The sequence below is a fragment of the Faecalibacterium sp. BCRC 81149 genome (assembly GCF_022750605.1).
Classification (GTDB): Bacteria; Bacillota; Clostridia; order Oscillospirales; family Ruminococcaceae; genus Faecalibacterium; species Faecalibacterium duncaniae.
Genome location: NZ_QXJA01000001.1, coordinates 356,491 through 379,911 on the forward strand (window position 1 = coordinate 356,491; position 23,421 = coordinate 379,911).

Here is a 23,421-nt window from a genome sequence, read left to right on the forward strand (position 1 = left end):
TCAGTCTCGCTTCGCTCGACAGCTCCCCCAAAGTGGGAGCTTCTGACGAAATCGGAAACTTTGCCGGGTGCTGCCAAGGCCTCTCCCTTTGGGAGAGGTGGCAATGCGCCAGCATTGACGGAGAGGGCGAGCCCGCTGTCGGGGCTGAACCCTATTTCTAATCAGATACTGCTAGTATAGCACACTTCCCCCCGTAAAGTACAGCATTCCGGTGTGAAAATTGTGCACTTCTGTCTCAGGGGCGGCATTTTTGCGCATACTACCGCTGGAAAGACCCGCTGGAAAGGAGTGATTTTCTCCATGCGGAAAGTATTTCTCTGCCTGTTTTACGCCCTGTGCGCCTTTGCCATCGCCTTCAGCCTGTTCTGGATGGCCCTGCCCCGGCTGGCGCTTCCCTCCCCTGCACCGGGAGCGGACAGCGCCGCCGGAACGCCGGTGCCCTCCGAGCCGAGCCTTGCGGCCCAGACTCTGCCCGACACCGGCCAGCCCACCCAATACCTGCTCCGGGACGAGGGCGGCATGGTGGCTGTCTACACCTGCGGGCCGGATGGCTCCCCCACCCGCCTTGCCCGGCAGACGGATATTTACGTCAACCTCCTGCCGGAAAATGACGCACTGCGTGTCAAGCAGGGCATGACAGTGACGGGAGATGCCGCCCTGCAGGAGGTGCTGGAGGACCTGGGCGGGTGAACCGCTCCGTCCGGATTACGACCCCCTGCGCGAACTTGACAAAACATCGCAAATCAACTATACTATGAACAGAAAGAGCGCTGACCGCAATATGGCCAGCTCCACGTTCCCTTTTAAGTCAAAAAGATTGACCGCCGAGTTTGTGAGACTGGGGGCGGTCAATCTTTTTTGATTGTATTTCAAAAACCCCCTGTACCAGACCATGGCACAGGGGGTTTGTTTTGCGGTTCTGTTTCAGCCGGAGTGCATTTTACTCCACGCTGATCATATAATAGTATACGGGCTGACCGCCGCGGATGTGGCTGACCTCAACGTGGTTGGGGCACTTTGCCTTGACGATCTCGGTCAGCTTCTCGGCCTCCTCGTCGGAGACATCGCAGCCGGAGATGATGGTGACAAAGCTGGAGTCCTTCTTGCACATGCTGCGGGCCAGGCGGTAGGTGGCCTTGGTCAGGTCGGTGGAGGTGGCAACGATCTTGCCGTTCTCCAGAGCCATGATCTCGCCCTTCCGGATCCGCTTGCCGTCAAACTCGCTGTCGCGGGCGGCGTAGGTGATGAGGCCGGTGCTGACCTTGTCGGCGGCGGCCATCATGTTGATGGTGTTGGTCTCAGCGTTGGCGGAGGGGTCGAAGTTGAGCAGCGCGGTGATGCCCATGGGCACGGTGCGGGTGGGCAGAACGATCACCTGACGGTCGGCCAGCTTCTGGGCCTGCTCCGCTGCCATGATGATGTTCTTGTTGTTGGGCAGCACGAACACGGTCTTGGCGGGCACGCTCTGGATGGCGGCAAGGATGTCCTCGGTGGCGGGGTTCATGGTCTGGCCGCCGGAGACGACAGCGTCCGCAGCCAGGTCGGTGAACACGGCCTTCAGGCCCTCACCGGCGGCAACGGCCACAAAGCCGTAGTCACGGCTGGGGTCCACTGCGGCGTAAACGAACTCGCTGGCCTGTGCGGGAGCCTTTTCAGCGGAGGCCTGCTTTTCCAGGCTCTTGCCCTGCTTCTGGCGGGCCAGGAACTGCTCGTGCATGTTCTCGATCTTGAAGTTGGTCAGGTAGCCGTACTTGATGGCCTCGCTCAGGATCTTGCCGGGGTCAGCGGTGTGGACATGCAGGTTGATGACATCGTCATCCTCGATGCAGACCACGCTGTCGCCGTTGGATTCAGCAAAGGCGCGCATCTTTGCGGCGCTTGCGCCCTCGTACTTGTTGATGAGGAACTGGGTGCAGTAGCCGTTTTTGATGTCCTCCACCTTCATCAGGTCGTCGGTGAACACGCCCTTGCCTGCGTTCTCGGTGGAGAGCTTGGCCTTGTTGGGGGCACCCTCGCCGCCGGCCACCATGGGTTCGCCGTGGAACACCTTGCCCATGCCCTCAAAGATGATCATAATGCCCTGGCCGCCTGCGTCCACAACGCCGGCCTTTTTCAGCACGGGCAGCAGGTTGGGGGTATCCTCCAGCGCCTTCTGGCCTGCGGTCATCACCACGTCCCACAGGGCGGGGATCTCCTTGGCACCGCAGGCGGCAGCTTCCTCGCTGGCCACCCGGGCAACGGTCAGGATGGTGCCCTCGGTGGGCTTCATCACGGCCTTGTAGGCACCCTCCACGCCCTTTTTCAGGGCGGCGATGATGTCGGCGGTGTCGGCTTCCTTCTTGCCTTCCAGCGCCTTGGAGAAGCCGCGGAACAGCAGGCTGGTGATCACGCCGGAGTTGCCGCGGGCACCGCGCAGCATGGCGGAGGCAGCGGTCTTGGCGGCCTCACCCACGGTGCAGCCGTCGTCCAGTGCGTTCAGCTCTGCCACGGAGGCACCCACCGTCATGCCCATGTTGGTGCCGGTGTCGCCATCGGGCACGGGGAAAACGTTCAGCTCGTCCACACGGGAGCGCTGGTTGTTGATGTTGTTCGCGCCGGAGATGATCGCGTCGCGCAGGATCTTACCAGAAATCATTGTCCTTACTCCTTAATAAAAAGTTCCATCAGGCGATCACGTCGTCCACCGACACGATCACGCGGGCAACCTTCAGGCCGGTGGCCTGCTCCACTTCGTCCTTGACGCGGTGCGAGATGCTGCGCGCGGCGGTGGAGATGTTGAGCCCGTAGCTGACGGCAATGTGCAGCTCGATCACGAGACGGCCCTCTTCCTGTGTGACACGAACGCCCTTTTCAGAGTAATCGCTGCCGCGCACCACGCTCTTGACCACGTCGGTCAGATCGCGGGGGGTCATTGCGGCCACGCCGTAGCATTGTTTGGTTGCTTCGCCTACCAGCGTAGAGAAGTACTCGGCGGAAAAGCTGACATCTCCCAGCGGGAAACGGGAAGTGATCATAGTCGCTCTGCTCCTTTATTTGAAATCTTGTTGGGGTGGCCCGGCTTGCCGCGGCAAACCCGCCGCATACCGGGAAAGGAATCGGTATCCTTATTATACAACTTCCCACGCCCTGTGTACAGCACAATTTCCAAAGGGCGGGCAATGTGAGCCGATTCGTGTTCCTATTATACCACAAAACCCTGCCCTGTGCACGGTTTTCCTGCATGTTTTGCAAAAAGGCCGGGAGCGACTGTGAATAAATTCTAAAAAGTATGAGTTTTGACTTTATTCGGCTGTGGAAAAGTGCTAAAATCAAAGCAGAGAAACGGGAGCTGCGCCCTTACGGCAGAACCACTGTTTACGATAGGATAACGATTGGAGAGCTGTTTGATGAACATTTTGTTTTTCCTTTCCCCCAAGCAGGACCTGATGTATGTCTACGATGACTTCACCCTGCGGCAGACGCTGGAAAAATGGGAGAACAACCGCTACGCATCCATCCCGGTGCTCAACCGCAAGGGCGAGTATGTGGGCACCCTGACCGAGGGGGATATCCTCTGGGGGCTGAAACAGCAGCACGGGCTGGACATTGAAGCCGCCGAGGACGTACCCATTTCGAGCTTTGCCCACAAGCGGGATTACAAGGCCGTGACTGTCACCACCAGCATGGACCAGCTGATCGAAGCAGCCATGAACCAGAACTTTGTGCCCGTGGTGGACGACCGGGGCATCTTTATCGGCATCGTGCGGCGGCAGGCCATCATCCGCTACTGCTACGACAAGGCCCGCACCGAGGCCCGGAAGGCCCAGAGCGCCCCGGATGCCTGCCCCAAGGGCAGCCTTGCGGCGGGGGGGTGAACTGGCTCACCCTCTCAGTCAAAGCCTGACGGCTTTGCCAGCTCCCCCGAAGGGGGAGCCCTTGGCATTGCGCAGGGCTTTTTCTCGTTATACTAACATTCATCATTGAAGTCATTGAAATCATTGCTCTTCATTGCCACCAGTCAATGACAATCAATGATAACCAATGATATCAATGATAATTATGTCTTAACGATAACTGTGCAGACACTGGAACCGAAGCATTGTGATCGGTTCGTTCCTGTCGAAAGTTATGCTTTCTCCCAGCGTTTCCATTGCTGTTATACCAATATCTAATGGTATCTCGTTCCCAAAGCATAGGTTGCAGCTCCTGAATACGCTTTGAAAGCATTTGCAGATTTGGTGCCAGCTCGGTATGGGCGTACCGCTGGCCCATTTCCATCAGGTTCTTGGAGTAGCCGCACCATGTTCCATCTCCCTGCTGCAGGAGTACCCGCAGGGTCCTGACGATGGGCTCTGCCTCATACTCGGCCACCCGGCGCTGAGCGGCCAGCTGGGCCGCCGTGCCCTGCATGACCCAGCGGCAGCGGGCCTTATCAAAGCGGATGACCCGCTCGCACTGCTCGATGTCGCGGCCGGTGAGCAGAAAGCCTGCTTCATCGTCCATCCGGCTCTGCTTGTCCAGCACGATGGTGAAATCCGCCGCGCCCAGGATGCCGGTGGAGCCGTTGATGTTGTCGAAGCTGTCCTCGGGGTTCTTGCTCTTGCGGGTGTGATGCACCAGCAGCACGCAGATGCCCCGGCTGTCGGCAAAGGCCTTCAGCCTGCCCATGTAGTCGTAGTCGGCATCGTAGGCATTTTCAAAGGGCTTTGCCTTGGGTTTGATCTTGGATAAGGTATCGATGCAGACCAGATGGATGTCCGGGTTGGCATCCAGATACTCCCCCAGCGTTTCCAGCAGGCCCTCGCCCAGCCGCTGGGCCTGAAACATGACGTGCATGTTGGCGGGGGCGGGCCTTCCCTCCAGCAAGCGGCGCAGGCGGGTCTGCATCCGGCTCTTGCCGTCCTCCAGGGCGAGGTAGAGCGTGCCGTGCTGCCGGGTGGGGAACCCCAGAAACGGCTCCCCCTGTGCCACGGCAAGGCAGAGATCCAGCACCATCCAGCTCTTGCCCAGCTTGGGCTTTGCCACCAGCACCCCCATGCCCATGGGCAGCAGGCCCTCCACCACATGGCGGATGGGCGGCAGCACCATCTCAGACAGCTCCCGGGCCGACCACGCCTGCACCCCGGCAGGCTTTGCGGTCTCCGGCTCCGGGGCGGCCTGCTGCGGGGCGGCCTCCGGGTCGGTCAGGCTGTTGATGTAATCGGCGTAGTCCTCGCCGATGCGGGCCGCGAACGCCTCCTTTCCGATCTGCTCGTACTCGTCGGCCACACGGTCCTGCCAGCGCCGGAGCTTGAGCTCCAGCCCGTTCCAGAGCCGCAGTTCCCGGGCCCGCTCCTGCACCAGATGATACCGCTGGTTCTGGTCCGCAGGCAGGCCCCGGAAGGTAAACCAGAAGGTCAGCCGGGAAAAGAGCTTTTCCTCGGTGTCGGCCTTGTCCAGCCACCGCAGGAAATCGTTCTCGTCCGCCGGGCTGAACTGCTTTGCCTCCCGCCAGTTCCCCACTGCTTCCTTCATTTCGTTCATGGAAACACCTCTTTCTTTTGCATTACACAGCGTTGTTTTATTGTCCAAAGTGTAACACCTTTTGGTTGTGCCGTCAACGAGTATGTTCCGGCGATTTTTCGCGCAAAAAATGCGAAAAAAGAGGGAGAAAATTTGCCTTTTTCCTTCCCGCATGATAAAATAGAAGCAGAAAGGGGCTGTGCCGATGCTGCTGCAATATTTCGTTACAGAAAACAAGACCGGAGCCTGTATCCCGGTGGAGATCACGCCTGCCACACAGTCAGACCTTCTGGTGACAAAAAGCGGCTGGCAGTCCGATTGGACCAGTGACTTTATCCGTGACTCCCAACTGGAAAAACGGGTCGCCAAAGCGGCAAGCGGTGAGATCATTGCGCTGGGGGCTTACCGGGAGGATCAAAACGGCATTTCTATCTTTATCGTGAACATGGAAGCTCACCCGCAGAGCAACCCGACGCTGACAGATCAGCGTAAATATACCGGTATCGGTCGTATGATGATCGCCTATGGCATCCAGCTATCCATTGACAGCGGCCACGGCGGTGTCGTGACCTTTGCCGCTAAGACAGATGAACTGTACGAACACTATATTCAGGATTTCCATGCTGTGCCGATCTTCCAGCCGCTGCCAGGCGGCCCCAAGCTCTTGATGCTGGCTGATGAAGGCGCGCAGGAGATCTTCAGCACCTATTTATCCTGAGAACAGGAGGGGTTATTATGGCAAATCACGAAATCGAACTGCAGGTCGCACCCATGTCGGATGAAACGATGGATTATCTTGATACCCTGTTTTCCGTCTGCAAGCGTTTCAACACCGATTATTATCATGCAACACAAAAAGAGCGTGATTTTATTGATGCTGTTGCCAGCCATGAGTACCAGCTGAAAAAGGCTCGCGAAAAGGGCCAGCAGCGTGCAAGCGTTCCGCCCTTCCTCGGCATCGTGCGAAGCGAGCGGAGCGATCACATGCCCGCCTGATGATTTGAAAACCTCTGCAAAGAGTTTCCACCGATGCAGAGGTTTTTTCATGCCCGCTTCTGAAAGTCCCCCTTATCGTACCCCGCATCTGGTATACTCCTCTTGTCGAACAAAACAGGAGCGGCCCGGAGGCGGGCTGCAGGAACAGGAGGGAACACCATGAGTGAGTACGAGATCCGATCTGTAGGCGGCCATGTGGAGGTTTATACCCGGGGCGGGGTGTTCCTCTTCTCGGCGGACACGGTGCGGGAGGCCATGGAGGAGCTGGATGAGGCCGCATGACATATTCCCGGCAGTTCCCGGAAGCATGTCAGGAGCGCGCGGGGAAAGTTCAAATGTAAAATACCTGTAAAATATAAGAAAAGAACCGTTGACAAAAGGACAAAACGGCGCGGAAATGCAGTAAAAATGCAAAAAACATGTAAAATAACGCTTGTTGTCCGGGGGAGTTCAATGCTATAATAAAAAGGACGGCGTTCAGGGCAGGAAGCCCCGGGCGGCCGTCCTTGGTTTGTTTTAAGAGCAAAAGGAAGTTTTTAGGAGTATCGAGATGGATATCACACACATCACCTCATTGTTGGGCGGTATTGCGCTGTTCCTCTATGGTATGTCGATCATGGGTGCCGGCCTGGAAAAGCTGGCGGGCGGCAAGATGCAGGGCGTGCTGCAAAAGCTGACCTCCTCCACCATCAAGGGTGTCATTTTCGGCACCCTCATCACCGGCGTGATCCAGTCCTCCGCAGGCACAGTCGTCATCTGTGTCGGCCTTGTCAACTCTGGCATTATGACCCTGACGCAGTCGGTGGGTGTCATCATGGGTGCAAACATTGGTACCACGGTCACCGGTCAGCTCATCCGCATGGCGGATATCTCGGGTGACAGCCTTCTGCTGACCCTCATCCAGCCCAAGACGTTTGCGCCGGTGGTGGCATTTGTCGGCTGCATTTTTTATGTGTTCCTGCGCAACGCCAAAAAGAAGAACATCGGCCAGATCATGCTGGGCTTTGGCATCCTGTTCACAGGCATGAGCCTGATGGACACCGGCGTGTCCCCTCTGCGGGAGAGCGCAGCCTTTCAGGAGCTGTTCGTCACCATGACCAACCCCATGCTGGGTGTGCTGGTGGGCATGGTCGTCACCGTCATCATCCAGTCCTCCTCGGCCTCGGTGGGTATCCTGCAGGCCTTGTCCAGCACCGGCCTTGTCACCTTTGGCAGCGCCATCCCCATCATTCTGGGTGCCCACATCGGCACCGCCTTTACCCCGCTGCTGACCATCGGCGGCTCCTCCAAGGACGGCAAACGCGCCGCCCTGATCCACCTGTATTTCAACATCATCGGCAGCTTTGTGCTGCTGGCTGCCATTTACGCCGTGCGGTACACCATCGGCATCCCGGTGTGGGGTGACGTGATGAACAAGAGCACCATTGCAAACATCCACACCCTTTCCAGTGTGGCGGCCATGCTGCTGTTCCTGCCTTTCAGCAGTGTGCTCTCCAAGCTGGCCATGCTCACCGTGCCCAACAGCGCCGAGGAAGCACAGGAGATGAGTATGCCCGTGCTGGATGAGCGCCTGTTCAAGAGCCCGGCCGTGGCCCTGCAGCAGGCCAAGAGCGCCGTGGTCAAGATGTCCCGCCGTGCCGCCCGCAACGTCAGCCTCTCCACTCCCCTGCTGCTCAAGATGGATGAGGACGTGGTGAGTGCCATCAATGTGCGGGAGAACCTCATCGACCGGATGGAGGTGGAGATCTCCAACTACCTCATCAAGATGACCGACCAGGAGCTGGGCGACGACGAGAGCCACGCCGTGACCGAGCTGCTGAACTTTGTCACCGAGTTCGAGCGCATCGGCGACTACGCCGTGAACATTCAGGAAAAGGCTGTGGAGCTCTACGAGAAAGAGGCCTCCTTCAGCGACATTGCCAAGAACGAGCTGCAGCTGCTGGATTCCGCGCTGGAGCAGATCCTGACCCGCACCAACGATGCCTTTGAGAACGATGACATCGCGCTGGCCCGTCAGGTGGAGCCGCTGGAAGAGGTCATCGACATTCTGGTGGAGAAGCTCCGCGACGGCCACATCAAGCGCCTGAAGGATGGCATCTGCTCCATTGATACCGGCGTGGTGTTCCTGGATGTGCTGAACAATGTGGAGCGCATCTCCGACCACTGCTCCAACGTGGCGGCCCGTCTGGTGGGCACCAGCGAGGGCGACGACTACGATTCCCACACCCTCAAGAGCCTGATGCACCACAACCCCAGCAAGGAATACTCCCTCATGTACGAGGAGTGCTGCAAGGAGTACCTGACCCCGCTGGCCGCTATGGAAAAGGAAGCGTAAAGGGGCTGCTGAAGTCAAACCCCACCGTCATCCCTACGGGATGCCACCGCCCCTAATAGGGGCGGCCTTGGCAAAGAGATGAAGCTTTACGCCATGCCAAGGGCCCCCCTACTAGTGGGGGCTGTCGCCGCAAGGCGACTGGGGGGTTCAGCCGTAAGCAGCTGCTGCACCACACAACTCAAAAATCCCCTGCCAATATCCGGCAGGGGATTTTTTGTTGCACTTGATGAACGATTCGGAGCCTGAGTCTGCCTGCCCCCAAAAGTCAAGGGGTCAGAAGAAGCTCACCTGGCTGCTTTCGGGCAGGTCTGCCAGCACACCGGCGGTGCGCAGGCTTTCCAGCACGGCGCTGGTCACGCCGGTGGCCTGCTGGAGCTCCTCCACGGAGATATACTCCTGCCCGTTGATGGTGGCCCGCTCCAGCGAGGCGGCAGCAGTGCCGCCCACACCCTTCAGGGCACAGAAGGGCAGGCGCACCTTGCCATCCTCCACGATATACTTGTTGCCGCGGCTCTTGCCCAGCTCGATGGGCAGGAACGCATACCCGCGGGACAGCATCTCGTTGACCAGCTGCAGGCTGACCAGCACGTCCTCGTCCTTGGCGTTCTTCTCCTCTTTCAGGCGGCGCTTCACCGCCTCCATGTGGGCGCGGGCCACAGCCGCACCGCCCACAGCGGCCTCATAGTCGATATCATCGCCGCGCACAGTGAAGTAAACGGCATAGAACTCTGCCGGGCGGTAGAGCTTGAACCACATCAGCCGGATGGCGCTCATCAGGTAGGCCACAGCGTGGGCCTTGGGGAACATATACTTGATCTTGCGGCAGGACTCGATGTACCAGTCCGGCACCTCGTGCTCCCGCATGGCTTCCTCCCAGCCGGGCTTGAAGCCGCCCTTGGCCACCTTGCCCTTACGGACTGCCTCCATGATATCAAAGGCCATCTTGGGCTCCAGCCCTTTGCGCAGCAGGTAGAGCATGATGCTGTCACGGCAGCCGATGACCTCCGCGATGGTGCAGGTGCCGCTGCGGATCAGCTCATCGGCGTTGCCGGTCCAGACATCGGTGCCGTGGGACAGGCCCGAGATCTGGATCAGCTCTGAGAAGTTCCGGGGCCGGGCCTCCACCAGCATTCCGCGCACGAAGTTGGTGCCCATTTCCGGGATGCCGAAGGTGCCGGTCTGGCTGTCGATCTGCTCCGGGGTCACGCCCAGCTCCTCCGGGCTGGTGAGCAGGCTGTACACCCGGGGGTCGTTCATGGGGATGCTGTCCACGGGGATGCCGGTGTATTCCTCAAAATACTTGTAGAAGGTGGGCATATCGTGGCCCAGCTCGTCCAGCTTGAGCAGGGTGTCGTGGAGGTACTTGAACTCGAAATGCGTCGTGAGCAGGCCGCCCGCCACATCATCCGCCGGGTGCTGGATGGGGCAGAAATCGTAGATCTCGTAGGTGTCGGGCACAACCACCATGCCGCCGGGGTGCTGGCCGGTGGTGCGCTTGACACCGGTGCAGCCCAGGGTCAGGCGGTTCTCCTCAGCGTGGTTGACGGTCTGGCCGCGGGCCTCCAGATACTTTTTGACGTAGCCGTAGGCGGTCTTGTCCTGAATGCCGGACACCGTGCCCGCCTTGAACACATTGGCCTTGCCGAACAGCTCCTCGGTATAGCGGTGGACGTTGGACTGATACTCGCCCGAGAAGTTCAGGTCGATATCAGGCTCCTTGTCGCCGTAGAAGCCCAGGAAGGTCTCAAAGGGGATGTCGTGGCCGTCCACCAGCATCCGGGTGCCGCAGTGGGGGCAGTCCTTATCGGGCAGGTCGAAGCCGTCGTCCACGCTGCCGTCGGTGATGAACTCGCTGTACTTGCACTTGGGGCAGCGGTAGTGGGGCGGCAGGCTGTTGACCTCCGAAATGCCCGAGAAGTGGGCCACGGCGGAGGAGCCCACCGAGCCACGGCTGCCCACCTGATAGCCGCCCGCGTTGGAGTAAGCCACCAGCTTGACGGCAATGACGTACAGAACCGCGTAGCCGTGGCCGCAGATGGAATCCAGCTCCTTTTTCAGGCGGTCCTCCACGATCTTGGGCAGGGGGTCGCCGTAATCCCGTCTGGCGTGTTCCCAGGTGGCATCGCGCAGCTGCTGCTCCGCACCCTCGATGCTGGGCGGGTAGGTGCCGCGCGGGATGGCCCGCACGTTGTTGTCGATGGTGGCCGCGATCTTGCGGGGGTTGGTCACCACGATCTCGTAGGCCTTTTCCTTGGGCAGATAGCTGAACTGCTTCAGCATATCCTCAGTGGTGCGGTAGAACAGCGGGGGCTGGGTGTCCGCATCCTTGAAGCCGTTGCCCGCCTGCAGCACCGTGCGGTAGATGGCATCCTCCGGCTCGGTAAAGTGCACGTCGCCGGTGGCGATGACCGGTTTGTGCAGGTCCTCGCCCAGCCGGATGATGGTGCGGTTGAAGTCCTTGATGACTTCCTCGCTCTCCACCTTGCCGTCCCGCACCATATACTCGTTGTTGCCCAGGGGCTGGATCTCCAGCACGTCGTAGTAGGAGGCGATCTTCTTCAATTCCTCGTAGGAACGCCCCTCCACAACGGCACGGTAAAGCTCGCCCGCCTCACAGGCGCTGGTCAGGATCAGGCCGTCGCGGTACTTGTTCAGCAGGCTGCGGGGCACACGGGGCTTCTTGAAGAAGTAGTTGACGTGGGCCTCGCTCACGATCTTGTACAGGTTCTTCAGGCCCATCTGGTTCTTGACCAGAATGATGAGGTGGAAGTACTTCTTTTTCAGCACCTCCCGGTTGCCGCCCAGACCGGTGTTGATGCCCTCCACGGTGGTGACCTCTTTCTCGGCAAGGTCACTGAGCATGACGCAGAAGATGCGGCCCAGCGCGGCGGAGTCCTCGCAGGCGCGGTGGGCCTCGTAGCTGGGCAGCTCCAGATGCTTGTTGATGGTCCCCTGCTTGTAGTTGTGCAGGCCCGGGTACATGGCCTGCGCCATGGTCAGGGTGTCGATATAGGTCGGCTCAAAGGAAATGCCGCTGCGCTTGGCGGCGGCTTTCAGGAAGCGGATATCGAACGCATGGGCATTGTGGGCCACCAGGATGCGGCCATCCGCGAACCGGAGAAAGGCTTCCAGCGCTTCCTTCTCCCCGGGGGCATCGGCCACCATCTCGTTGGTGATGCCGGTCAGCTCGGTGATCTTGGGGGTGATGGGTTTGCCCGGCTTGACAAAGGTGTCGAACTCCTCCACCACTTCCCCGTTCCGCACGATCACCGCGCCGATCTCGGTCAGGTACTCCACGCCGGGGTCCAGGCCGGTGGTCTCGGTGTCGAACACGCAGAACTCGCCGTCCAGCGGCTGGTCCTTCACGCCGTAGACGCAGGGCACCATATCATCCACAAAGTAGGCCTCGCAGCCGTAGATCAGCTTGAAATCCGGGTCGCTCTTGTGGATCTCGTCGGTGGCCAGCATGGCCTCCGGGTAGCCCTGACAGACACCGTGGTCGGTGATGGCAATGGCAGGGTGGCCCATCCGGTGGGCCAGCTTGACGATGCCGCCCGGGTCGCAGAAGGCATCCATGCTGGACAGCTTGGTATGCAGGTGAAGCTCCACCCGCTTTTCCGGGGCGTTGTCCTCCCGCTTTTTCCGCTCCACGAACAGGACATCGTAGGGGTAAACGATGTAGTCGTGCTCGTACTTGTCGTAGGTGCAGTCGCCGCGCACCAGCAGGGTGGTGCCCTTGGCGATGTTCTCCCACTTGGAGCAGTCCTCCCCTTCCTGCGCGCGGATCTTCAGGTTGATGGAGCCGGTGTAATCGGTGATGGACACCGTGTAGATCTTGCGGTAGTTGCCCTTGACCTCGGTAAAGAACACGTCGCCCCAGATCACGCACTTGCCGCCCTCGCCGCCCAGGTCCTTGAGGGGGGTGAGGTTCTTGGGGGTGAACATCTTGCCGTGGAAAATGGTCACAGGCTTGTCGGTCAAGTCAAGGCCCTCCACCTTGATGGAGGGGGCGGTGTTCTTTTTCTCGAACTTGACCACCGGCGGGGCGATCTTGCGCTCCAGCTTTTCCTCCATCTGGCGCTGTTCGGCCTCGCCCACCGCGCTTGTCAGGGTGACTTTTGGCCTGACACCGGTGTGGGCGGCAACGCGGTCTGCCAGCAGGCGCTCAAACTCCATCTCCTGCAAAAACTTGGTGCCGTGGCAGACCCCCACCGTGATGTTCTGGCCGGTGATGGTGATCCGGCACCGGTCCAGAAAGCCGTTGATGGGGATGCCGTCCCGCTTCATCTCCTCCATCAGCTCCCGCAGGGCGGCTTCGTCCAGCGCGGCATAGCCGAAGAGGTTGTCGATCTTCAGTTCAAAGCCCTCATAGTCCGGCTGCAGGGAGGCCAGCAGCCGGGCGCACAGCCCCTTGTCCAGCGGGGCGGCACTGCGCAGGGTAAAAACGACCTGCCGCTCCTGCCGCAGCATCCGGGCATGTTCCACGATCACGCGCCCGAAGCTGGCCGCGAAATCCGGGTCCGCCATGAACTGCGGCCATAGCTGAGATACAAGTGGTGTCACGATGGGTTACTCCTTTACAAATCTTCCGTCCTAAAGACGTGATAGCCCTCATAATGATAGCTTGCATCGATGCCCTTCATATAGACCAGCCGGTCTGTGATCCGGTCTGTGAGGGCTGCTTTGAGCAGGGCCTTGACCTCCACATCCTTGACGGGGCTGCGCTCCATGGCAAGGAGATAATCGCTCTTATCCACCCGGCTCCAGTCAATGACCTGATGCAGCTCCTTTTTCAGGATGCAGTCCAGCCAGATGCGGGTGCTGCGGCCATTGCCTTCCCGGAAGGGGTGGGCAACATTCATCTCCACATACTTCTCGATGATCTCGTCAAAGGTGGACTGGGGCATCCGGTCGATGCTTTCCAGAGCCGCAGCCAGATACATGACCGGTGCGAACCGGAAATTGCCCTTGGCAATGTTCACGGTGCGCATCTGCCCGGCAAAGGGGTAGATCTCGCCGAACAGATAGCCGTGGATCTTTTGCAGGCCCGCAAATGTCCCCACCGGGAAGGCATCCAGCAGGCCGGTGTCGTAAAGCTCCAGCGCTTTGGTCTTGCTGATCTTTTCCTCAGCCCGGGCCAGCGCGGCCTCGTCAGTCAGGTGCAGTTTATTTTCCAAAGGCATAGTGGTCTCCCTGCTTAACCCCCCAGTCACGCTTCGCGTGCCAGCCCCCGCTAATAGGGGGGCCCTTGGCATGGCGTAAGGCTTTCCAGTTTTGCCAAGGCCGCCCCTATTAGGGGCGGTGGCATCCCGCAGGGATGACGGTGGGGTTTATTGTCTCTTAAATCTTATAGATCTCCTCCATGAACTGGTCGAGGATATTATCCCCGGTCAGCTTCTTGATGGGCTGGCCGTGGATGAAGAGGACAGCCTCGCCCTTGCCGCCTGCAATGCCGATATCGGCTTCGCGGGCCTCGCCGGGGCCGTTGACCACGCAGCCCATCACGGCCACCTTGATGGATTTCTTATAGCCCTGCAGGCGCTTTTCCACCTCATTGGCGATCTCGGTGCAGGGGTACTGGGTGCGGCCGCAGGTGGGGCAGGTGATGACCTCGGGGCCAGCCACGGGGAAGCCCACGGCGCGCAGGATGTTGTAGCCTGCTTCCACTTCCTTCTCAGGCTCGGCGGCCAGCGAGACGCGGATGGTATCGCCGATGCCCTCCAGCAGCATCCCGCCGATGCCCATGCCGCTCTTGAGCAGGCCCATCTGGTAAGTACCGGCCTCGGTCACGCCCACATGCAGGGGGTAATCGGTCACAGCGCTCAGCTGGCGGTAGGCCTCCATCATGCGGGGCACGTTGGAGTTCTTGATGGAGATGACGATGTTGTTGAAATCGAACTTCTCCAGCAGGCGGACATGGTACAGGGCGCTTTCCACCATGGCCTCGGGCACGGGCGCGCCGTACTTTGCCAGGATGTGCTTTTCCAGGCTGCCGCCGTTCACACCGATGCGGATGGGGATGTTCTTCTGCTGGCAGGCCTGCACCACGGCCTTGACCCGGTCGTCGTCGCCGATGTTGCCGGGGTTGATGCGGATCTTGTCCACACCAACGTCGGCGCAGGCCAGCGCTGCCTTGTAGTCAAAGTGGATATCCGCCACGATGGGGATGTTCACCGCATTCTTCACGGCCTCGATGCACTTGGCATCCGCCGCGCTGGGGCAGGTCACACGCAGGATCTGGCAGCCTGCCGCCTCACAGCGCTTTGCCTGGGCAACGTTGCCCTCAATGTCCTCCACGGGGACATTCAGCATGGTCTGCACCGCAATGGGGTTGTTGCCGCCAATGGTCACATTGCCGATCTTTACTTCTCGTTTCAGCTGCCGCATGGTCGTTTTCCTTTCCGTATCACATTGCCCCGGTAATGAGCCGGAGGATATCGTTGTAAGTTGCAAAAATCATCAGCCCGAACAGCAGCGCAAAGGCTGCCACGGTCAGGCCGCTCTGGATCTTTTCGGGCACGGCATGGCCGGTCACGCCCTCAATGAGCAGGAACACCACCTTGCCGCCGTCCAGCGCCGGGAAGGGCAGCAGGTTAAAGATGCCCAGGTTCACGGTGATGAGCACCAGCAGCTCCAGCAGGTCCTGCCAGCCGTAGCTGGCGGCCTGCCCGATGGCCGTTACGATGCCCACCGGGCCGGAGAGGTCGTTGATGCTCTCCCGCCCCCGCAGCAGGTCGGAGAGGGAGGCAAAGATGATGCGCCCGTAGTAGAGCACACTGTTGCCCGCCTCTTTCAGCACGTTCAGCGGTGTTTTTCTGATGCCGTAGACCGTAAAGCCCAGGCTCATGTGGGTCTCGCCCTTGTCATCCTGCCAGGTGTCGAACTGCACACCGGGCAGCTCCACCTTTTTGCCGTCCCGCAGAACGGTGAAATCGGCGGTGTAGTCCTCCGTGCGCATCAGCTCATAGAGGATATCGTTTGCCACAAAGCAGCGGCGGCCGTTCACCGCAAGGATCTTATCCCCTGCCTGCAGGCCGGTCTGGCCGCAGAGGGCGTTTTCCTCCACCTGATAGAGCACCTTGCTGGTAATGGGCTCGCTCTGGGCCGTGATGAGGATGGCCATGACCACAAAGCCCAGCACAAAGTTCATCCCGGCACCCGCCAGCATGATGAGGGCCCGCTGCCAGACAGGGGCCTCATTCAGAGGAATACCAGCAGGCTTTTCCTCCTCGGGGGAAGTCTCCGCTATGCCAAGGGCTCCCCTATCAGGGGAGCTGCCGCCATCGGCGGCTGAGGGGTTTGACCGTTCCTCCGCCTGCTTGCTCTCGGGGCTCTCCTCCCCTTCCAGCGCCACAAAGCCGCCCACGGGCAGGGCGCGGATGCTGTACTGGGTGCCCTTGCGCACCCGCTTCCACAGCACCGGCCCCATACCGATGGAGAACTCGTTGACCTGCACGCCGCAGAGCTTTGCCACCATGAAGTGGCCGAACTCATGGATGGCGATCACGGCGCTGAACACGAACACCGCAGCAATAAAGGTGACAATAAAAGACATCAGTTCTCCTTACAGGTGCGCTCTCACAAAGGCGCGGGCCATCTTGTCGCACTCATACACATCGGCCAGGGTGTAATCGCCGCCAAAGCTGTCGCTGTCCACAACAGCCTCCACCAGACGGCCGATATCGAGGAAGCCGATCTTATCCTCGAGGAAGAGCTTCACCGCCTCCTCGTTGGCACCGTTGGCGGCGCAGGGGCCCAGACCGCCCTTCTTGATGGCCTTTTTGCAGGCAGCCAGGCAGCGGAAGGTCTCCTCGTCGGCCACATCGAAGGTCAGCAGCTTCAGGGTGGTAAAGTCCAGCTCGGGCACCACACCGGGCACACGGGCCGGGTAGGTCAGGGCGTACTGGATGGGGATGCGCATATCGGGCACGCCCAGCTGGGCAATGATGGAGTTATCGCTGTACTGCACGGCAGAGTGGACAATGCTCTGGCGCTGCACCACGATCTGGATCTTCTCGGGGGGCAGGCCGAACAGCCAGACCGCCTCGATCAGCTCCAGGCCCTTGTTCATCAGGGTGGCGGAGTCGATGGTGATCTTGGCACCCATGTTCCAGTTGGGGTGCTTGAGGGCATCGGCCTTGGTCTTGCCCCGCAGCTCCTCGGTCTTCATGCCGAAGAAGGGGCCGCCGGAGGCCGTGAGCAGGATCTTGGTCAGGCTCTTGGCGCTCTCCTTGTCCTGCAGGCACTGGAAGATGGCGGAGTGCTCGCTGTCCACAGGCAGCAGCTTCACACCGTGCTTTGCCACGGCCTGGGTCACCAGGTGACCGCCCGTGACAAGGCTCTCCTTGTTGGCAAGGGCCAGATCATGGCCGCTCTCAATGGCGGTCAGGCTGGCACCCAGACCGGCGATGCCCACCACACTGTTCAGCACCACATCGGGGCCTTCCATGGCGGCCAGCTCCTTCAGGCCCTCGGGGCCGGTCAGCAGCCGGGGGGCGTTGGCACGGCCCGCCAGCGCCGCGTCCAGCCGGGCGGCGGCATCGGGGTCGGTCATGCAGACATACCGGGGGTGGAACTCCTCGATCTGCTCCAGGATCTTTTCCACATGGCTGTGGGCGGAAAGGCCGAACACCTCATACCCCTGGGCACGGATGACATCCAGGCTCTGGGTGCCGATGGAACCGGTAGAACCCAGCAGCGTGATTTTTTTAGACATAAGCTACCTCCTGCATTCAGTGATAGAAAACAGCGATGACCACCATGGTGACGAACGGCGCAATGAACATTACGCTGTCGAAGCGGTCCAGAATACCGCCGTGGCCCGGGAAGATGGTGCCATAATCCTTGATGCCGCACTGGCGCTTGACCACGCTGGCGAACAGGTCGCCGTAGATGCCCAGCACAGCGGCCACGCAGGCCAGCAGGGCAATGATCAGGTACATGGAAACGCCGATGTTGGTGCGGGTGAACGCCTCCATCCGGTTGGCCGCAATGGAGTAGATGACGGTGGCGACCACGCCGAACACCATGGTGCCCAGCACGCCGCCAATGGCTCCCTCCACGGTCTTTTTGGGGCTGACCACGGGGCAGAGTTTGTGCTTGCCAAAGGCTCTGCCTGCAAAGTAGGCGCAGGTATCGCCGCCCCAGGCAAAGCAGAGGATGAGCAGAATAAAGAACATCGCGTCATAGCCGTAGGTCTCCACCGGCAGCAGCTCCTTCAAACGGATAAAGGAGTAGAAGCAGAAGATCACGATGCCGGAAAACATCACCAGACCGCTGGCTTTTGCAAAATCCACCTGTGCGTTGCGCACCACCAGATAGATGCCGAAGAACAGCACCATCAAAAAGGAGGCCGGCATGACCAGCCGCCGCCACACCTGATAGCTGGACAGCATGATCAGCAGGGTGTAGGGCACGAACACGGCGTACATGGGCCATTCCTTTCTGCCAAAGCCCAGGGCCTTGAAGACCTCGTGGATGGCGATCAGGGTAATGGCGGCAATGACAAAATTGAACACCAGCGTGTCAAAGGTGAACAGCACCCCGATCAGGACGAGGATGCCCACAATTGCGGTTATGATACGAGTTTTCATTCAAATTTCTCCTTTTGGGAATTGCAAGGGTCAGATGCCGCCAAACCGGCGGGAGCGCTTGTTGAACTCCGTGATGGCGGCATCCAGGTCATCACGGGTGAAATCAGGCCAGAGCACATCCATCTCCACCAGTTCGGCGTAGGCGGCCTGCCAGAGCATGAAGTTGGAAAGGCGCTTCTCGCCCGAGGGACGCAGGATGAAATCCGGGTCCTTCTGGCCGGCGGTATACATGTGGTCGCTCATCATCTCTTCGGTGATGTCCTCGGGCTTGAGGGTGCCCTCTGCCACCTGCTGGGCCAGCTGCCGGGCGGCCCGCACGATCTCGGGGCGGCCGCCGTAGTTCACGGCAATGTTCAGGGTCATGCCGGTCTTGGCGGCAGAGTCCTCCTCCAGCTCGTTCATCAGCTTCTGGAGCTTTTGGTCCAGCGCGGCCCGGTCGCCCAGGAACTTGATGCGGATGTTGCGGTCCTTATAGTTGAAGCCCTTGAGCAGATACTCGCCGAACAGCTTCATAATGGCGGAGACCTCTTCCAGCGGGCGCTTCCAGTTCTCGGTGGAGAAGGCGTAGAAGGTCACGGATGAAACGCCCAGCTCCTCGCAGTAGTTGGCGATATCCTGAAATACGGCGGCACCCTTTTTGTGGCCCGCGGTGCGGGGCAGGCCCCGCTGCTTGGCCCAGCGGCCGTTGCCGTCCATGATGATGCCGATGGAAAGGCCCTCGGCAAATTCTTTGGGATGGTTCATAATCATTCTCCTGCGTTTGCGGGGTGGGGTGTTCCCTGCCCCGGTTCCGGCAAAAAGTGCCGCGCACTCGTTCCAGCGCACGGCACCTCACACGTTTCGTTTCGCCGCGGCGATCAGACGGACATGATCTCCTTCTGCTTTTCCTCAACGGCTGCGTCGATGTTCTTGATATACTTGTCGGTCAGCTTCTGGACCTCTTCTTCCATGGTCTTCTGGGTATCCTCGGTCAGCTCACCGGCCTTCTTCATGGCCTTGGCCTTGTCCATAGCGTCGCGGCGGACATTGCGCACGGCCACCTTGGCCTCCTCGCCCAGCTTGGCAACTTCCTTTGCCAGCTGCTTGCGGCGCTCCTCGGTGGGGGCCGGGAAGTTCAGGCGGATGGTGGAGCCGTCATCAATGGGGGTGATGCCCACATCGCTGGCCATGATGGCCTTGCTGATGGCGCGCAGCAGGGTGCGGTCCCAGGGGGTGATGGTCAGGGTGCGGGCCTCGCTCACGGCCACAGAGGCCACCTGCTGGATGGGAGTGGGGGCACCGTAGTAGTCCACGCTCACCTTGTCCAGAACGGCGGGGTTGGCGCGGCCTGCACGCACAGCGGCCAGCTCGCGGTCCAGATGCTCCACGGAGCTCTTCATCTTTTCTTCAAATGCCTTGGTGTTGCTGCTCATTGTCCTTTTCTCCTGTTATATATTGTTCTGCACAGGCGCTGTAATTGCTGCCTGTTCCATTCTATGGTACGGGGATGCGGGCTATGCTCAGCCCTCGTAGACCAGGGTGCCCACATTCTCGCCCTGCACGGCCTTTGCAATGTTGTCCGGGTCGGCCAGGTCAAAGACCAGGATGGGGAGTTTGTTGTCGCGGCAGAGGGTGGCGGCAGTGCCGTCCATCACAGCCAGGCGATCCTCCAGCACCTTGGTAAAGGTCAGGGTGTCGTACTTTTTGGCATCGGGGTACTTGTGGGGGTCCTTGTCGTACACGCCGTCCACCATGGTGGCCTTGAACATGATGTCCGCACTCACCTCAACAGCACGCAGAGCCGTGGTGGTGTCGGTAGAGAAGAAGGGGTTGCCGGTGCCGCCGCCGAAGATGGCGATCTTGCCGTCTGCCATGGCCTTCAGGGCATCCTTGCGGGTAAAGGCGGGGGCCACCTGCGGCATGGTGATGGAGGTGAACACCTCGGTCTCCACGCCCAGCTGCTCCAGCTTGTCGGAGACGGCCAGCGCGTTCATCACGGTCGCCAGCATTCCGATCTTGTCGGCCAGGGTGCGCTCCATTTTGCCGCTGGAACGGCCGCGCCAGAAGTTGCCGCCGCCCACCACGATGCCGATCTGCACGCCCAGGTCGTGGGCCTTTTTCACGCCGCCGCAGATTGCGTCCATGGTCGGCTCGTCAAAGCCGGTGCCCTTTTCGCCGCCCAGGGCCTCGCCGCTGATCTTCAGAAGGATCCGCTGATATTTCAATGCCATATCAATACACCACCTAAATCATTTCTCTCATCAGGCCAAAGTTTCCCCTGCCCCTGATTTATTCACCTTATTTTACTATAAAATCGCTTCAAAGTAAACAGGTAAAGTGAACAAGCTCTCCGTCTGAAACCTCTCTGTCATCCCTGCAGGCTGCCGCCTCTCCTGACAGGCACGGCAGAACGACAGCCGCACACCGCCCGGCTCCCCTGTCAGGGGAGCTGCCGTGCAAAGCGAGGCTGAGCGGTTCTGCCCAGCAAAAAAGCCCCGAGTTCCGGAGAACTCAGGGCTTTTTTCTGCATGGAGCGGGCAATGGGAATCGAACCCACCTCCTCAGCTTGGAAGGCTGATATACTAGCCGATGTACGATGCCCGCGAATGCAGGATGAATTATACCACGTTTTGGCTCAAATGTCCAGTGCTAATTTTTAAGAACCGGACTTCATGCCCAGATAGACGGTGCCCACACCCGCAGCGATGTTCAGCAGGCCCATGCCGATGCCGGCCACGCTGGAGAAGTAGGTCAGGGTGGAATCGATGATGAGGTTGCCGTTGATGGTGCCTTCCGGCTCAGGGTACTTCTCAGGGTCTTTCTTCTGCAGCTGGACTGCCACACCGGCAATGTTGGAGACATTCAGGTAGGCCAGCATACTGGTGGCCAGGCCCATAACGGTGGAACCCAGTGCCATCCAGTTGATGGACAGGCCGCCGCTGGTGTACTCCATTTCCTCTTCCGCCAGAGGAGCATAATTCTTGGGATAGTTGATCATGGTTCTGTACCTCCAAATGTGTTTCAAGAGGGGTCATCGTGGTTTCATTATAGGTTCTGCGGCTCCGGCTGTCAAGGGTCGAAACTTCAGCAGACAAAAGCAGCGCCCTCCCTTCTTCAGGAAGAGCGCCGCGTTCCGGTTTCTCTTATTTTTTCTCAGAGCCGCCCTGCTGCTCCTGTTCCTGCTCCCTGCGCAGCTTTTTGATCCGCTTCTTCTCGCTTTCCACATGGGGCCAGGGCCAGGAGAAGCCCTCGTTCTCGCGGCACCATTTGACCAGCGGATAGAACGAGAACGCCAGCCCGAACAGATACAGCAGCACGTAGAGCGCGCCGGAAAGGCTCACCAGTGCGTCCAGCGCGCCGATGAGCGCCATGATCAGGCCCGCCTTCAGGAAGAACAGGCCGTTCTGGCGGCAGTATTCCGGGAAATTCTCCGCCTTGACTGCCTGACGGCCCTGATCTCCCCACACACGGGGATTTTTCATCACCGAGTAGCCGTAAAAGACCATCATCAGGCCGCAGGTAAGCTGGAATCCAAAAAACATATCACACCTCGCAGGTTTTCAGGGGGCCTCAGTCGTCGTAGCCCTCGAACAGGGGCTTCATGGCGGGCAGGAAGTCCAGCGTTGCAAAGTAGTCGCGGGGGGTCTCAGCGCGGCGGATGAGGCGGTGAGAGCCGTCCTCGCAGAGCAGGACCTCGGCGCTGCGGAGCTTGCCGTTGTAGTTGTAGCCCATGGCGGAGCCGTGGGCACCGGTGTCGTGGATATAGATCAGGTCACCGATGTCGATCTTGGGCAGCATCCGGTCAATGGCGAACTTGTCGTTGTTCTCGCACAGGCCGCCGACCACATCGTATTTGTGGTCGCAGGGGGCGTTCTCCTTGCCCAGCACGGTGATGTGGTGGTAAGCGCCGTACATGGCGGGGCGCATCAGGTTGGCAGCGCAGGCATCCAGACCGATGTACTCCTTGTAGATGTGCTTTTCGTGGATGGCAGTTGCCACCAGCGCACCGTAGGGGCCGGTGGTAAAGCGGCCCATCTCGGTGAAGATGGCCACATCGCCCATCCCTGCGGGCACAAGGATCTCCTCAAACTTCCGGCGCACGCCCTCACCAATGGCCATGATGTCGTTCTCGGTCTGGTCGGGGCGGTAGGGGATGCCCACGCCGCCGGACAGGTTGATGTAGCCGATGTGGGCACCGGTGGCCTTCTGCACACGGACTGCCAGCTGGAACAGGATGCCTGCCAGCTCGGGGTAATAGGCATCGGAGATGGTGTTGGAGGCCAGGAAGGCATGGATGCCGAAGTTCTTTGCGCCCTTTGCCATCAGCTTCTTGTAGCTGTCGATCATCTGCTCCTCGGTCATGCCGTACTTGGCATCGCCGGGCTTGTCCATGACCTGGAAGCCTTCCTCGCTCTCGCCCAGCTGGAAGGTCCCGCCCGGGTTGTAGCGGCAGAAGATGTTCTCGGGGATCCCGGCCACACGGTCCAGGAAGTCCACCATGGTGGCATCGTCCAGGTTGATGTATGCGCCCAGCTCGTATGCCTTCTTCATGTCCTCCACGGGGGTCTGGTTGGAGGAGAACATGATATCGCTGCCGGTAAAGCCGCAGGCCTCGCTCAGCATCAGCTCGGTCAGGGAGGAGCAGTCCACGCCGCAGCCCTCTTCCTTCAGGATCTGCAGGATGATGGGGTTGGGCAGCGCCTTGACGGCAAAATACTCCCGGAAGCCCTTGTTCCAGCTGAAGGCCTTGTTGATGCGGCGGGCGTTCTCACGGATGCCCTTTTCGTCGTAGACGTGGAACGGGGTGGGCACGTCCTGGATGATCTCCTGGGCCTGCTCTTCGGTCAGAAACGGTCTCTTTTCCATAATATACTTCCCTCTCGTTTTTATAGCGCATACGGCTTTGGAGCCGCAGTTGCGAACGTAGTTTACTCCCTCAGTCTGCTTCGCAGACAGCTCCCTCGGAGAGGGAGCCTGACCGCACGGCAAAGCCTCCCTCCCTGAGGGAGGTGGCATCGCGCCAGCGATGACGGAAGG

The 23,421-nt window shown here is 59.9% G+C and carries 21 protein-coding genes and 1 tRNA gene; 6 read left to right on the top strand and 16 right to left on the bottom strand.

Features of this window, described 5'->3' with window-relative positions; genetic code table 11:
- Positions 1 to 300 precede the first annotated feature (300 nt).
- Complete coding sequence (locus tag D3F01_RS01705) at positions 301 to 690, top strand: hypothetical protein (protein ID WP_242885697.1); 390 nt, start codon at positions 301 to 303, stop codon at positions 688 to 690.
- Positions 691 to 940: 250 nt separating this feature from the next.
- Here the strand turns inward: D3F01_RS01705 and D3F01_RS01710 are convergent, their stop codons facing one another.
- Both D3F01_RS01710 and D3F01_RS01715 read right to left on the bottom strand, forming a co-directional pair.
- Positions 941 to 2,635, bottom strand: a complete 1,695-nt coding sequence (locus tag D3F01_RS01710) for a DAK2 domain-containing protein (protein ID WP_242885698.1) — start codon at positions 2,633 to 2,635, stop codon at positions 941 to 943.
- Positions 2,636 to 2,663: 28 nt separating this feature from the next.
- Positions 2,664 to 3,014: an Asp23/Gls24 family envelope stress response protein gene (locus tag D3F01_RS01715; RefSeq protein WP_223453992.1), complete on the bottom strand. Its 351-nt coding sequence runs from the start codon at positions 3,012 to 3,014 to the stop codon at positions 2,664 to 2,666.
- Between the two features lie 372 nt (positions 3,015 to 3,386).
- On the opposite strand from D3F01_RS01715, the gene D3F01_RS01720 reads away from it, so the two are divergent.
- Positions 3,387 to 3,854: a CBS domain-containing protein gene (locus D3F01_RS01720; RefSeq protein WP_097770740.1), complete on the top strand. Its 468-nt coding sequence runs from the start codon at positions 3,387 to 3,389 to the stop codon at positions 3,852 to 3,854.
- Between the two features lie 172 nt (positions 3,855 to 4,026).
- Here D3F01_RS01720 and D3F01_RS01725 read toward each other — a convergent pair whose 3' ends face one another.
- Positions 4,027 to 5,502, bottom strand: coding sequence for an AAA family ATPase (locus D3F01_RS01725; RefSeq protein WP_242885700.1), 1,476 nt, complete (start codon positions 5,500 to 5,502; stop codon positions 4,027 to 4,029).
- A 178-nt stretch (positions 5,503 to 5,680) separates the two neighbouring features.
- On the opposite strand from D3F01_RS01725, the gene D3F01_RS01730 reads away from it, so the two are divergent.
- The 4 genes from D3F01_RS01730 to D3F01_RS01740 all read left to right on the top strand — a co-directional run bounded on the left by D3F01_RS01730 (position 5,681) and on the right by D3F01_RS01740 (position 8,812).
- Positions 5,681 to 6,199: a hypothetical protein gene (locus D3F01_RS01730; RefSeq protein ID WP_157774366.1), complete on the top strand. Its 519-nt coding sequence runs from the start codon at positions 5,681 to 5,683 to the stop codon at positions 6,197 to 6,199.
- A 17-nt stretch (positions 6,200 to 6,216) separates the two neighbouring features.
- Positions 6,217 to 6,477 (top strand): hypothetical protein, encoded by a 261-nt coding sequence (locus D3F01_RS01735; RefSeq protein WP_098922612.1) that lies wholly within the window; start codon positions 6,217 to 6,219, stop codon positions 6,475 to 6,477.
- Between the two features lie 159 nt (positions 6,478 to 6,636).
- The gene (locus tag D3F01_RS15895) at positions 6,637 to 6,759 is read left to right on the top strand and encodes a hypothetical protein (protein WP_255536694.1); all 123 of its coding nucleotides are present in this window, start codon (positions 6,637 to 6,639) and stop codon (positions 6,757 to 6,759) included.
- A gap of 268 nt (positions 6,760 to 7,027) precedes the next feature.
- Complete coding sequence (locus D3F01_RS01740) at positions 7,028 to 8,812, top strand: Na/Pi cotransporter family protein (RefSeq protein WP_097770737.1); 1,785 nt, start codon at positions 7,028 to 7,030, stop codon at positions 8,810 to 8,812.
- Between the two features lie 273 nt (positions 8,813 to 9,085).
- On the opposite strand, the gene D3F01_RS01745 is transcribed toward D3F01_RS01740, so the two are convergent.
- From D3F01_RS01745 to D3F01_RS01805, 13 genes are all read right to left on the bottom strand, one after another.
- On the bottom strand, positions 9,086 to 13,375 hold the full coding sequence (locus D3F01_RS01745) for a PolC-type DNA polymerase III (protein ID WP_242885703.1): 4,290 nt from the start codon (positions 13,373 to 13,375) through the stop codon (positions 9,086 to 9,088).
- 14 nt (positions 13,376 to 13,389) lie between these two features.
- On the bottom strand, positions 13,390 to 13,995 hold the full coding sequence (locus D3F01_RS01750; protein WP_242885705.1) for a Fic family protein: 606 nt from the start codon (positions 13,993 to 13,995) through the stop codon (positions 13,390 to 13,392).
- A gap of 157 nt (positions 13,996 to 14,152) precedes the next feature.
- Complete coding sequence (gene ispG / locus D3F01_RS01755; RefSeq protein WP_005933865.1) at positions 14,153 to 15,199, bottom strand: flavodoxin-dependent (E)-4-hydroxy-3-methylbut-2-enyl-diphosphate synthase; 1,047 nt, start codon at positions 15,197 to 15,199, stop codon at positions 14,153 to 14,155.
- A 19-nt stretch (positions 15,200 to 15,218) separates the two neighbouring features.
- Positions 15,219 to 16,367 (bottom strand): site-2 protease family protein, encoded by a 1,149-nt coding sequence (locus D3F01_RS01760; protein ID WP_242885707.1) that lies wholly within the window; start codon positions 16,365 to 16,367, stop codon positions 15,219 to 15,221.
- A 9-nt stretch (positions 16,368 to 16,376) separates the two neighbouring features.
- Positions 16,377 to 17,528 carry a 1-deoxy-D-xylulose-5-phosphate reductoisomerase gene (gene dxr / locus D3F01_RS01765; protein WP_098922618.1) on the bottom strand — a complete coding sequence of 384 codons (1,152 nt, stop codon included), beginning with the start codon at positions 17,526 to 17,528 and terminating at the stop codon, positions 16,377 to 16,379.
- A 16-nt stretch (positions 17,529 to 17,544) separates the two neighbouring features.
- Positions 17,545 to 18,405 (bottom strand): phosphatidate cytidylyltransferase, encoded by an 861-nt coding sequence (locus tag D3F01_RS01770; RefSeq protein WP_097770732.1) that lies wholly within the window; start codon positions 18,403 to 18,405, stop codon positions 17,545 to 17,547.
- 30 nt (positions 18,406 to 18,435) lie between these two features.
- Positions 18,436 to 19,149 carry a polyprenyl diphosphate synthase gene (gene uppS, locus D3F01_RS01775; RefSeq protein ID WP_117503870.1) on the bottom strand — a complete coding sequence of 238 codons (714 nt, stop codon included), beginning with the start codon at positions 19,147 to 19,149 and terminating at the stop codon, positions 18,436 to 18,438.
- Between the two features lie 113 nt (positions 19,150 to 19,262).
- Complete coding sequence (frr, locus tag D3F01_RS01780; RefSeq protein ID WP_005933879.1) at positions 19,263 to 19,817, bottom strand: ribosome recycling factor; 555 nt, start codon at positions 19,815 to 19,817, stop codon at positions 19,263 to 19,265.
- Between the two features lie 87 nt (positions 19,818 to 19,904).
- Positions 19,905 to 20,615, bottom strand: coding sequence for a UMP kinase (gene pyrH, locus D3F01_RS01785; RefSeq protein WP_005933880.1), 711 nt, complete (start codon positions 20,613 to 20,615; stop codon positions 19,905 to 19,907).
- 298 nt (positions 20,616 to 20,913) lie between these two features.
- Positions 20,914 to 20,988, bottom strand: a tRNA-Gly gene (locus D3F01_RS01790).
- 52 nt (positions 20,989 to 21,040) lie between these two features.
- On the bottom strand, positions 21,041 to 21,382 hold the full coding sequence (locus D3F01_RS01795) for a hypothetical protein (protein ID WP_005933882.1): 342 nt from the start codon (positions 21,380 to 21,382) through the stop codon (positions 21,041 to 21,043).
- A 145-nt stretch (positions 21,383 to 21,527) separates the two neighbouring features.
- Complete coding sequence (locus tag D3F01_RS01800) at positions 21,528 to 21,926, bottom strand: hypothetical protein (protein WP_156064843.1); 399 nt, start codon at positions 21,924 to 21,926, stop codon at positions 21,528 to 21,530.
- A 28-nt stretch (positions 21,927 to 21,954) separates the two neighbouring features.
- Entirely contained in the window at positions 21,955 to 23,250 is a 1,296-nt protein-coding gene (locus D3F01_RS01805) for a diaminopimelate decarboxylase (protein ID WP_035394396.1), read from the bottom strand.
- Positions 23,251 to 23,421: the final 171 nt, after the last annotated feature.